At 37.0% G+C, this 11,548-nt stretch carries 12 protein-coding genes; 7 read left to right on the top strand and 5 right to left on the bottom strand.

Annotated features, from left to right (window positions below; translation table 11 throughout):
• Window positions 1–204: 204 nt before the first annotated feature.
• Window positions 205–1,494: an MFS transporter gene (locus tag BN338_RS05670; protein ID WP_039759905.1), complete on the top strand. Its 1,290-nt coding sequence runs from the start codon at window positions 205–207 to the stop codon at window positions 1,492–1,494.
• Here BN338_RS05670 and BN338_RS13105 read toward each other — a convergent pair.
• From BN338_RS13105 to BN338_RS05655, 3 genes are read right to left on the bottom strand one after another with little or no spacing between them, the layout of a single operon-like run.
• Window positions 1,491–1,754 (bottom strand): hypothetical protein, encoded by a 264-nt coding sequence (locus tag BN338_RS13105; RefSeq protein WP_039760139.1) that lies wholly within the window; start codon window positions 1,752–1,754, stop codon window positions 1,491–1,493. The genes BN338_RS05670 and BN338_RS13105 overlap by 4 nt on opposite strands.
• On the bottom strand, window positions 1,744–1,923 hold the full coding sequence (locus tag BN338_RS05660; protein ID WP_039759902.1) for a hypothetical protein: 180 nt from the start codon (window positions 1,921–1,923) through the stop codon (window positions 1,744–1,746). Before BN338_RS05660 ends, BN338_RS13105 begins: the two co-directional genes overlap by 11 nt.
• Window positions 1,923–2,369, bottom strand: coding sequence for a DNA polymerase III subunit chi (locus BN338_RS05655; protein ID WP_039759900.1), 447 nt, complete (start codon window positions 2,367–2,369; stop codon window positions 1,923–1,925). The genes BN338_RS05660 and BN338_RS05655 overlap by 1 nt, the downstream gene beginning before the upstream one ends.
• 411 nt (window positions 2,370–2,780) lie before the next feature.
• Here BN338_RS05655 and lptF point away from each other — a divergent pair, with 411 nt between their 5' ends.
• From lptF to rsmA, 6 genes are all read left to right on the top strand, one after another.
• Window positions 2,781–3,971, top strand: a complete 1,191-nt coding sequence (gene lptF / locus BN338_RS05650) for an LPS export ABC transporter permease LptF (protein ID WP_039759898.1) — start codon at window positions 2,781–2,783, stop codon at window positions 3,969–3,971.
• Entirely contained in the window at window positions 3,968–5,059 is a 1,092-nt protein-coding gene (lptG, locus tag BN338_RS05645) for an LPS export ABC transporter permease LptG (protein WP_039759896.1), read from the top strand. The genes lptF and lptG overlap by 4 nt, the downstream gene beginning before the upstream one ends.
• Window positions 5,060–7,432, top strand: a complete 2,373-nt coding sequence (locus BN338_RS05640; RefSeq protein WP_039759893.1) for an LPS-assembly protein LptD — start codon at window positions 5,060–5,062, stop codon at window positions 7,430–7,432. It abuts the gene before it with no gap.
• 117 nt (window positions 7,433–7,549) lie between these two features.
• A complete protein-coding gene (locus tag BN338_RS05635; RefSeq protein ID WP_039760137.1) occupies window positions 7,550–8,500 on the top strand; it encodes a SurA N-terminal domain-containing protein in 951 nt (316 codons plus the stop codon).
• On the top strand, window positions 8,500–9,513 hold the full coding sequence (gene pdxA / locus BN338_RS05630; RefSeq protein ID WP_039759891.1) for a 4-hydroxythreonine-4-phosphate dehydrogenase PdxA: 1,014 nt from the start codon (window positions 8,500–8,502) through the stop codon (window positions 9,511–9,513). The genes BN338_RS05635 and pdxA overlap by 1 nt, the downstream gene beginning before the upstream one ends.
• Entirely contained in the window at window positions 9,504–10,334 is an 831-nt protein-coding gene (gene rsmA, locus BN338_RS05625; RefSeq protein WP_039759889.1) for a 16S rRNA (adenine(1518)-N(6)/adenine(1519)-N(6))-dimethyltransferase RsmA, read from the top strand. The genes pdxA and rsmA overlap by 10 nt, the downstream gene beginning before the upstream one ends.
• 31 nt (window positions 10,335–10,365) lie before the next feature.
• On the opposite strand, the gene gmk is transcribed toward rsmA, so the two are convergent.
• Window positions 10,366–11,031, bottom strand: coding sequence for a guanylate kinase (gene gmk / locus BN338_RS05620; RefSeq protein WP_039759887.1), 666 nt, complete (start codon window positions 11,029–11,031; stop codon window positions 10,366–10,368).
• A 298-nt stretch (window positions 11,032–11,329) separates the two neighbouring features.
• The coding region (locus BN338_RS05615) for an endolytic transglycosylase MltG (protein WP_039759885.1) at window positions 11,330–11,548 on the bottom strand (219 nt) is incomplete at its 5' end.

Below are 11,548 nucleotides of genomic sequence, written 5' to 3'. Positions count from 1 at the left end.
TTACAGCATTTAAAATAGTTTCTTTAATTTTATTAAATTTTTATCATCGAAAAAACACTGAATTCATGTTCATCAATCTATAATCATTGTTCTAATGTATTAAGAAACATCATAATATCGACTCGACACTGATTTGAATTTTTTATAATTATAGTCGGTTAATTCATATTTGATTTGCCATATACTGAAAGGGACATTCTATTCATGTCTATAAACTTAGAAATGCAAGGCACAAGCAACAGAAATTCCCCTCGTCGCATTTTGTTTGCAAGCCTTATTGGCCCAACAATTGAATTCTTTGATTTCTATGTCTTTGCCACTGCTGCAGCTCTCATATTTCCTCATGTGTTTTTTCCAACACAAAATGATCAAATTGCTATTTTACAATCTTTTCTGATCTTTGGAGCGGCCTTTTTTTCCCGCCCACTTGGGTCAATTATCTTTGGACATTTTGGAGATAAAATTGGAAGAAAAGCAACACTTATCGCCTCTCTTCTCACAATGGGGCTTTCAACAGTCATTATTGGTTTTCTTCCCACATATGAAACTGCTGGGTGGTTTGCCCCCTTCCTCTTAACCTTATGCCGTATTGGACAGGGAATGGGATTAGGAGGTGAATGGGGAGGAGCCGTTTTGCTCGCAACAGAAAATGCCCCTCCAGAAAAACGCGGATGGTACGCAATGTTTCCCCAATTGGGCGTTCCTATCGGTTTATTTTTATCCATTGCTGTTTATTTAGCTCTGTTATATTTCCTTGATCATGATGCGCTTGTTGCTTGGGGATGGCGCATCCCTTTTATTGCCTCAGTTGTTTTTATGATTATAGGATTATGGGTTCGTCTTTCAATCAATGAAACTGTTCAATTCAAAAAAAGTCTTGAAAGTAAAGAGCGTGCCAGAGTTCCTATCATCGATGTCTTTTTAAAATGTCCACGAATCTTATTTCTTGGGGTATTTTCTGGTATGGCAACATTTGTCTTGTTTTACTTGGTTACAGCATATTTGTTAAGCTATTCAACAAACCATTTGCAACTGTCATATTATCAAGCTCTTCAAGTTGAAATTGTCGGTGCTATTTTCTGTGGAATTTTTACTGTCATTACAGGAAGACTCGCTGATCGTATCAGACGAAGAACTTTGATGATTTGGATTACAATCATCACCGGTATCTATTCTTTCGCAATTCCTTATTTCTTAAATTCTGGAGTTATAGGAGTCCTTGCAATGTCTGTCATTGGCTTGTCTATCATGGGAATGATATACAGCCCTCTTGGTGCTGTTTTGGCCTCACCATACCCAACAGCCATTCGATACACGGGTTCTTCTATTACTTTTAACTTATCTGGTATTGTAGGAGCTTCTCTCGCACCTTATATTGCAGAATATTTGGTGCAACATTTTGATACGTCTTATATTGGCTATTATTTGCTTTTTGCTTCTTTTGTTTCACTAATTTGCTTTGTTGGATTTACAGATGATGAAATATCCAACTAAGATATAATAACAAAGAATAAAATAATGACTGGCAGAAAAAATGCTGCCAGTCTCATTTTAAAAGACATGGGTTGCGGTATTGTCCACCACAGTATTCCCGCAAATAATGTGCTCAAAAAGAAAAATAAGAAATCCACAATATTGCTCATATCAGCAACAGCAAATACCCCTGATAGGATATGCGTTGTCCCCAACCACGAAACGCAAAAAAAAGCCGACATCACAGCCCATAAAATAAGCAAAATTCGATCAATAATCATCATCATGCGGTTTCGTTTTTTTAATTATAGACCATGTCTTTAGCATGCCTAAAAGAAAAATAATAATAAAAACCCAACGCCCTCCCCCTGATCCTTCCGCAATAAAAAGTGCTGGATTTACGATTCCTACCAATCCTATCAAAACCATAACAAAAGATACGAGGCGCATTAAACTTGTTTTTCCCAACAACGATCTTCAGTCTGTTGCCAATAGGTTAAATTATGATTTTCCATTTTATATTTTTTCCACTGTGCCCGAGCAAAATTCAACTGCTCATCATTTCTACCATCAAAGAGCACAACAAGCCGTTGATAAGTATCAATATTTGAACAAACAGCTCCCTCTGTGAGAAAACGGATTTTTGAATCATTCGGATTTTCTTGTCCTGTAGTCAGAAATACAGGCTGAAGGCTTGAATATTGATCACATTCCGTTCCATGCCCAATAAATGATTCATCAGCATAAACCCATAAATGCATATCGATAGAATCGCGTTGCTCTTTACTCACACATTGTATTGTTACCTTACCAAAACGAGCCAACGCTCGCTCTACAAGCGTCGGTAAAATATCTTTCAGCGTTGAATGCGTCAAATGATAGAATAAAATATCCAACTTCTTAAGCCCTTATCACTCTTTATAAAAAAGCTAACATTTTTTTTAGAAAAACTTCTATATCCCTCATATAAAAGGAAACGATTCAAGATATAAACCTCTTTTTCGATTGAGATGCCTTATCTTTTTGCATATGTCTTTAAAAGACTCCTTAGAAGACAGAAATTTTTTTATTTTCAATGTTAATAAAAAAGTTTTTTAAGTTATTTTCTAGATTCTTTGTAGACTATCGTTGAAAATAAAATATAATGTGTGGAAAAATTAAAGGGAATTTAGCGAGCAATTTTATATTATTTATTTACTAAAAACGTCCAATCCATGGAAGGGTGTTTTTTAAACTTTATTATATTTTAACCGAGAGCAGTAAAAATATTTGCTATCGAATTAAAGACTGAGGGTGTTCCCCAATTTATGCGTATTATTGAGTTCTACATCCTGAAACGTGTCTTTGTTTTGTTTAGTTCTGTCATGATTGCAGCAGTGGGCGTTAGTTGGACGGTGCAAATTCTTGCACGAATAAACTTTCTCACAACAAGTAAACAAACACTCCTCACAGTCTTGCAATTTTCACTTTCATTGGTTCCTTCTGTTATTTTTCTTGTCATTCCATTTGCATTAGTGATCGCGGTTACAACCACCCTTTCAGCAATGAATCAAGACTCTGAACTTGCTGTTATTAATGCCTCTGGTTTTCCTAAGAGTACTGTTTGGAAACCTATTCTTTTTCTTGCTATTGTTGCATCCTGTATCTCCTTTGCTATCGCTAATTTTGTTGTTCCTCAAGCGCGTCTTCATATGCGACAAATGCTCGCAAGTGCCCACTTTGATCTTATTAATCTGTTCATTAGTGAAGGAAGCTTTCAAAAACTCGCCAACAACCTTTATATAGAAATTGGCGAACGGAATCCAAACGGAACACTTGAACGTCTTTTCATTGCCGACCAGCGTGATCCTAAAACTGATCTTTTTTATTATGCAACAAAAGCCTCCATTGTAAGCAATAAAAATGGTCGTTTTTTAATCCTCAATAATGGTGAAATAGAAAGAGTCAATCATGAAAATAATAGCGTTTCAATCGTTCAATTTAGCGCATATACCTTTAGCCTAGGGGAATTTATTCCCAGTGATAAAATTCCTACTCTTTATCCAAAAGATCGATCTCTTTCTTATTTACAAAACCCTGACCCAAAAGATCCCTACTATCAACGAAAACCACTCCAATATAAAGCCGAGTTTCACCGCCGACTAACACAGTGGCTCTATCCAATCGTTTTTTCACTTATTGCATTAGCCGCGGCGGGAAATGTAAGCTCCCATCGACAAGCACGCCACTCCGCAAATTTTTCAGCAATTGCCCTTTCTTTTCTGGTCTATTGGATCGGGTATTTTTTCGCCGAAAAAGCAAAGAATGATCTTGCATATGTTCCTCTTCTTTATATTACACCCATAGGAACAAGCATATTTGTCTTTTTTATGCTTTTAACGAATCATAAAATTGGACTCCCCGAAAAACTTCATGAGATACTTCAAATCATTTTTCAAAAAGTATTGAATAAATTTGAACATCGAAAATCTCAAAATTCTCTGGATAAAATATCATGATTGGGTGGACACTTGGACGCTATTTTTTTATACGTTACGTTAAGATAACTTGTTATTTTTTGGGGGGGATTTTTGTTCTTGCTCTTTTAATCGATTTTACAGAAAATTCTGGGAGGCTTCCTTCCCTTCCACATTATACAGCAAAGGATGCATTTCTCCTCTCTGTTTTACGCATCCCTTTTATTATGCAACAACTTATCCCTTTTATTGCGCTCTTTTCTGCCATGACAACGCTTATCTCGCTTAACAAAAAACTTGAACTTGTCGTGACTCGTTCAATCGGTGTTTCTGCATGGCAATTTCTTATGCCTGCTTGTTTGGGAGCTTTTCTTTTGGGATTATTTTCAATTCTTCTCATCAATCCATTTGCTGCATGGGGATTTTCTCAAGCAGAGAAAATGATGACTGAATGGCGCAATAATAATGTACTAACATCTCTTCATAATACGCGTATCCACTGGTTAACACAGCGTACAAATTTAGGAAGAACAACCATTGGTGCTAAATCTATCACTGATCAAGGGCTTTCTCTTCTCGATGCAACCTTTGTACAATACAAAGACGACGCAACCGTCAAAAATTGGATTAACGCTCCAAAAGCAACCTTAACCAATGGTGCTTGGCTATTAACAAATGGAACAATTTATAAAATAGGACGCCCTCCTGAAAAATTTACCGTGTTGAAAATAAAAACCAATCTAAAACCTGAATTTTTAACGGAGCGTCTAGTGAACCCAGCAACTATTCCATTTTACGAATTGCCCCAAAAAATTACGATTGCACGTTCATTTGGTTATTCCGCTCATAATTTTGATATGTATTTACAATCTTTGATTGCCTTACCGGCATTGCTTGTGGCAATGACTCTCATTGCTGCAACTGTATCTTTGAATTTTACGCGTTTTGGACAATCTAGAACGTTGATTCTTGGTGGCGTAATAGCTGGATTTATGCTGTATGTTATTTCCGCACTTGTTCAGGCTTTTGGTAATGCTGGATATATCCCACCAATTATTGCCGCTTGGACACCTGTTGTTATTGCATTATTCTTGGGAATCTCTTTTTTACTTCATAAAGAGGATGGCTAAGTGAAGGCATTAACACGTAAGAAAATCATTTTAACAAAATTAAGTGCTCTCACTTTTAGAAGTGTTATAGCGGTTATCTTAGGGGGAGCATTGCCTTATTGCGCAAACGCTCAAAACCTTATGTCTCCTCCTCAAAGTCGCATTCAAAACTTGGAGCGTCCTCTTTTGCTCTCTGCGGATGAACTCATTTACAACCGTGATGAAAACACTGTTTCTGCACAAGGTAATGTTCAAGTTGAATATGATGGCAATAAAGTTGTCGCTCAGAAAATTATTTACAATCAAAAAACAGGACGACTTATAGCACAAGGAAACGTTGAAATTACTCAAAAAGATGGTAATAAGATTTATTCTAATCAAATTGATATGACCAAAGATCTTGGCGAGGGTTTTGTAAACGCCTTACATATTGATACAGCCAACAATGTGCACTTTGCTGCTCAAAATGCTACACGCAAAAACAATCAGATAACAATTTTTGAAAATGCAACCTATACAGCCTGTGAACCTTGCTCTTATAAACCAGACAGAGAAGTCCTGTGGAAAATTAAAGCCAGAAAGATCATATGGAATAATAGTGTTAAAAAAATTCGGTTTGAAAATAGTAGTTTTGAAGTTTTTGGTGTACCGATTATAAAATTTCCAAATTTTGAGCTCTATGATCCAACTGTCAGGCGTGCTAGTGGTCTGCTGACGCCTCATTTTTTCTATACTGATTATCTCGGTATGGGGATAAAGAATTCTTATTTCTGGAATCTTGCCCCCCATTACGATTTTACCCTTTCTTCTACGGTTTATACTCAACAAGGGCTTTTAACCGAAGGGGAATGGCGTCAGCGTTTAAAAATGGGCAGTTATAACATTCGCTTTGCACATATATATCAGATGAAACCACATAGATTTGACAATGATACGATTGATGCACAGCATAAAAATCGTTATATGCTAGCGACAAAGGGGGACTTTCGTATTAATTCACACTGGACTTATGGATGGGATATTTTTACACAATCCGATCGGCATTTTAGTCGTGCTTACAAGCTGGACAACTATAGCAATCCTACACAACTTTCTCAGATCTATCTGAATGGTCTTGCAGGAAAAAACTATTTTGACATGCGTTTTTATCATTTTAAAATTCAAGATTCCGTATTGAACGATCCTCATTATGAACGTCACTTTCAGCAAGCATGGGTTCTACCGCGCATCGATTATTCTTTCACACCAGATGAATTCATTTATAATGGAGAGCTTACCTTCCATAGCAATATACAATCAATTTACCGTCGTCATGCCGATTTCAGTTCATCCAACTGGAATGAAAATTCTCTCAACACTGGAAGACTTTCTGGTATGGCTGGAAATAGTTTGCGTTTGACAAATGAGCTTCAGTGGAAAAAACGTTTTAACACGCACAATGGCCTCATCTTAACTCCCCTTCTTTCTCTACGGGCCGATATCATTAAAACCAATGTACACGAAAATCATGCTGTTTCTATAGAAAACAATGCCTTATCCGCAATTCGTAGCTCAACAATTCGAGGTATGGCAACAGCAGGGCTGGAAGCACGCTATCCCTTCCTTGTTACAACAGGTCATTCTACACATATTGGTCATTCTACACATATTATAGAACCAACCGCACAAATTTTTATACGTAATAACGAACAATATATTGGACAACTTCCTAATGAGGATGCTCAAAGCTTTATCTTTGATGCAACCACTCTCTTTCAACGGGATAAATTTTCTGGTTATGATCGTGTGGAAGGTGGCACAAGAGCCAATATAGGTCTAAGATATTCTGGAAGCTTTAATGACACTTGGTCTCTTTATGGTCTCATTGGACAATCCTTTCATCTGGCAGGAAAGAATTCTTTTGCAGAAAAAGACTTTGTTAATGTCGGTATTCATTCTAGCTTAGAGGCAAAACGTTCAGACTATGTTGCAATGTTTGGTGCGACCCATAAAAGCGGCTTTTCCTTAGAAACACGTGGACGCTTTGACAAAAAAACAGGAAAAATCCGCCGTAGTGAAATTGAAGCATCACAAAAATGGAAATCTTTTTGGGCCTCTGTACAATATGCTTATATCGCAAGCCAACCAAATTACGAATATCCACAAGAGCGACAAGAAATTTCTTTTCAAACGGGCTTAAAACTGGCAGACTATTGGTCCGTTAATAGTAATGCCGGTTATGATCTTGTATCTGGGAGATTTATAAAACGAGGAATTAGCTTGAATTATTCAGATGAATGTTTTGGGCTCACGTTTGGTTATCAACAGGTAATGAGTCCAAGAAGAAAAACACCCTTGCAAAACTTTAATTTCTCTCTTTCATTGCGTACAATCGCAGATATCGGAAAAAAATAGATTCAAATTTGTGAAGAGTAATGTATAAGTGATTAAACTTATTATTGTTTTTATGAAAAAAAGCGTATAGTTTAAGTTGTTGATGAGAATTAATAAACAATGCGAAAGCCTATTTACATGAATAATTTGAAAAAGCGTATTCTTGCTTTATTTTATATTACGTCTTTGAGCGTAAGCAGTCTTCTAATAAATGGATTTTTGATTCCGTCGGCCTTCGCGCAGACTGCTATTGTTGTTACAGTGAATGGCAATCCTATCACAAATTATGATATACAAAGGCGTGTTGCATTTCTCAGATTGCAACAAAAGCAAGGCAATTTGGTGGCACAAGCTAAAAAAGAGCTTATCGATGAAGAGCTAAAAAATATTGAAATAAAACGCCGTAATATCGAAGTAAGCAAAGATGAAGTTGATAAAGCTTTTGAGAACTTTGCAACACAAAATAATATGACACTTGATCAGCTCAATCAGATTTTGATCCAAAGTGATATTACTGTGCAACATTTTAAAGACTACATCCGTGGACAAATAGGATGGGGGCGTCTCGTTAATGCACGCTATCAAACTCAGATTGGTATGGTTAGCGAACAAGAAGCTGTGCGCAGAATATTAAAAAATGGTGGTGTAAAACCTTCAACCAACGAGTATACATTACAGCGCATTGTTTTTGTTATTCCTGCCCATCGTCGTTCAGAAATCTTTGAAAGACGTCAAAAAGAAGCAAATAATTTCCGCGCCCATTTTCGTGGATGTGCAAATGCTCACAATCAAGCAAGAGGTATTTTAGACGTTACAATCCGCCACTTAGGAAAGTATCTGGAGCCCCAACTTCCTAGTGCATGGGAAAAAGCTATTCTTGTGACACCTGCTGGAAAAATGACAAAATTACAAGAAACATCTGATGGAATCGAAGCAATTGCTGTTTGCAAAATAAAAAGGGTTTCTGATGATTATGTTGCTCGGCTGATATTTTCTCTTCAAGATAATAAAAAAAGAAGTCCGAAACAACTTGAAGAATTAAGCGAAAAATATTTAGAAGAACTGCGGCGTGTAGCTCGTATTCAATAATGACTGCTCTTGTTATTAGTGGTGGTGATCCAGCCGGAATTGGTCCTGAAATAGCTCTAAAAGCGTGGAGCTTGCGTGTTACTCGTCAAGTTCCGGCTTTTGTGCTTGTTGCTGATCCAGATGTTATTCGTTCACGCGCTCGTTTTTTACAGATTGATGTTGAAGTGGAATCTGTTTTAACCACTAATCCTGTCGAAAACTTTCAAAACGCTCTCCCTATCATACCATTAAAAAACAAACAAAGTGATCAATTGGGGGGGGCCTCTCCAAACAATGCTGCTGGTATCATTGAATCTATTGAGCGCAGTGTTCAATTGATTCAAAGTGGACATGCTTCTGCATTGGTTACTTGTCCTATTGCCAAAAAGAATCTTTATGACGCCGGATTTGAATTTCCAGGTCATACAGAATTTTTAGCCGATTTAGCCCATAAAGCTTTTCATAAATCTTATCATCCAGTTATGATGTTAGCAGGGCCTCGATTAAAAACGGTACCAATAACTGTTCATATTCCATTCAAAGATGTTCCTTCACAGCTGACCGATCATTTAATCATTCAAACGGCCTTCATTACTGAATGTGACTTAAAAAAACGCTTTAAAATAACGTCACCTCGGCTAGCTGTCGCTGGTCTTAATCCTCACGCTGGAGAAGAAGGTGCAATGGGAAAAGAAGATATTGAAGTTATCACGCCTGCTATCGAATATCTTAAAAAGAAAGGACTCAATATTACTGGTCCACTTCCTGCCGATACAATGTTCCATGAATGTGCAAGAAAAATATATGATGTTGCTCTTTGCATGTATCATGATCAAGCTCTTATCCCTGTGAAAACATTAGATTTTGATACCACCGTTAATGTTACGTTAGGTCTACCCTTCATTCGTACATCTCCAGATCACGGAACTGCTTTTAATATTGCTGATAAAGGCATCGCTTCTCCTGAAAGCTTTATTGCGGCTCTTAAGCTTGCAAATCAACTTGCAAAAAATAATTCGATATCATGCCAATAGATAATCTCCCTCCTCTGCGTGAGGTCATTGATACATATGGGTTACAAGCGCACAAATCTTTGGGACAAAATTTCCTTTTTGATCTGAATTTAACCTCTAAAATCGCTCATCAAGCGGGCAATATACAAGGAAAACCTGTTCTTGAAATTGGTCCAGGTCCTGGAGGGCTCACGCGCGCCTTGCTATCAAAAGGCGCTATTGTAACAGCAATAGAGCGCGATGAGCGCTGCATACCGGCTCTCTTAGAAATAGAAAAGCACTATCCGAACAAACTAAAACTTATTTGTAATGATGCATTGAAACAAGATTTTTCAAAACTCTTTGAAACAAATCCAGAAAAACCACGCATTATTGCCAATCTTCCTTATAATATTGGTACGCAACTCTTATTAAATTGGCTGTTAGTGGAACCATGGCCTCCTTTTTATGAATCAATGACATTGATGTTCCAACGTGAAGTTGCCAAACGAATTACGGCCAAACCTCAATCTTCTCATTATGGACGTCTTAGTGTCTTAACTGGTTGGCGTGCCACGGCTAAAATTGCTTTTGATGTGCCGCCTCAAGCCTTCGTACCAGCGCCTAAAGTAACTTCTTCTGTTGTTCATATTATTCCACGAACTCAACCTCTTGTCTGCTCTGCGCAAAAACTAAGCTTTGTTACAAAAACCGCTTTTGGACAAAGACGAAAAATGCTTCGTCAAAATCTCAAAACACTTGGAGGTGAAATACTTTTAGAAAAAGCTGGAATTGATGGAACACGCCGTGCTGAAACGCTCTCTATTTTCGAATTTGTGACTTTAGCGAATTTGATAACCTAAAAAGTATAACTTTTTCAAAACAATAAAAATATCAATTAATCTTTTCAGCAATAAGTCTATCAACAAAAGAGCCAAGAAAAGAACAACGCTCGCGTTTTGCGGTTTCAGCTAAATAAATGGACCGAATAAAAGACAAAGACTGATCTAAATCTTCATTGATCACAATATAATCATAAGAACGCCAATGTTTTAACTCCGTTCGTGCATTTTCCAATCGTAAATTAATGATATCTTGGCTATCTTCTGCTCGACGATGTAAACGCGCAACAAGCTCTTTCATTGATGGTGGAAGAATAAAAACAGATACGGTGTCTCTTGGCATCTTTTTTTGCATCTGCTTGGTACCTTGATAGTCGATATCAAATAACATATCACGACCAGCACTCAACGCATTTTCAACGGTTTCACGTAACGTACCATAATAATTCCCGTGAACTTCTGCCCATTCAATAAATTCATCTCTATCACGTTTATGTTCAAACTCTTCCTTCGAAATAAAGTGGTAGTGGAGTCCATTGACTTCACTGGGACGCTTTTCCCTTGTGGTTGCACTGACAGAAAGCTCTAATTGTCCATCTTTTAAAAGTAACCTCGAAATTGTTGATTTACCAGCACCTGAAGGCGAAGAGAGAATAAATAAAAAACCGCGGCGTTGATTTGTTTTTAGAGTATTCAATTCACTTTCAATGACTATCATTACACCACTCTACTTTGTATAAATTTTTCTTCAAAATTTGAACGATACATTATCTCAATCTTTTTTTCCTCATCAATTATTTTTCAGCAGTTCTCCATGCTATTCTGCACTTTCATTGAGATAATTTATCAGAAATATTTTCATTTCTTTCTTAAATATTTTGTATCTATACGCTCATCTTACTTGTAACATACAAGAAAATAATTTTTTATCATTCTCATCAAAAGATTAAATAGAAAAATCTTACCATATTTAGGACTCTCATTGACGATGCCAGAAAATTTGGTATCATTATAAATTAATGTTTTGCCTTTAATTCTCGCCACTTGCGAACATTCATATTATGTTCTTCTAAGGTTCGAGAGAAAATATGTCCTCCTGAACCATCCGCAACAAAATAAAGCGCATCACTGCTTGGTGGATGTGCTACCGCTTTCAAAGAATCACGACCTGGATTTGCAATAGCTGCTGGGGGCAAACCATTAATTTTATAAGTATTATAGGGTGTTTCTTTCTC

It is taken from the genome of Bartonella queenslandensis AUST/NH15 (genome assembly GCF_000312585.1).
Lineage (GTDB): Bacteria > Pseudomonadota > Alphaproteobacteria > Rhizobiales > Rhizobiaceae > Bartonella > Bartonella queenslandensis_A.
The sequence above is the reverse complement of the archived record's forward strand: the minus strand, read 5'-3'. Positions and strand labels throughout refer to the sequence as shown.

Excerpts from the sequence above, each read along its gene's own strand:
- gmk (WP_039759887.1), bottom strand. The coding sequence starts at position 11,031 with ATGATAGTCATTGAAAGTGAATTGAATACTCTAAAAACAAATCAACGC.
- rsmA (WP_039759889.1), top strand. The coding sequence starts at position 9,504 with ATGCCAATAGATAATCTCCCTCCTCTGCGTGAGGTCATTGATACATAT.
- BN338_RS13105 (WP_039760139.1), bottom strand. The coding sequence starts at position 1,754 with ATGATTATTGATCGAATTTTGCTTATTTTATGGGCTGTGATGTCGGCT.
- BN338_RS05635 (WP_039760137.1), top strand. The coding sequence starts at position 7,550 with ATGAATAATTTGAAAAAGCGTATTCTTGCTTTATTTTATATTACGTCT.
- lptF (WP_039759898.1), top strand. The coding sequence starts at position 2,781 with ATGCGTATTATTGAGTTCTACATCCTGAAACGTGTCTTTGTTTTGTTT.
- pdxA (WP_039759891.1), top strand. The coding sequence starts at position 8,500 with ATGACTGCTCTTGTTATTAGTGGTGGTGATCCAGCCGGAATTGGTCCT.
- lptG (WP_039759896.1), top strand. The coding sequence starts at position 3,968 with ATGATTGGGTGGACACTTGGACGCTATTTTTTTATACGTTACGTTAAG.
- BN338_RS05670 (WP_039759905.1), top strand. The coding sequence starts at position 205 with ATGTCTATAAACTTAGAAATGCAAGGCACAAGCAACAGAAATTCCCCT.
- BN338_RS05660 (WP_039759902.1), bottom strand. The coding sequence starts at position 1,923 with ATGCGCCTCGTATCTTTTGTTATGGTTTTGATAGGATTGGTAGGAATC.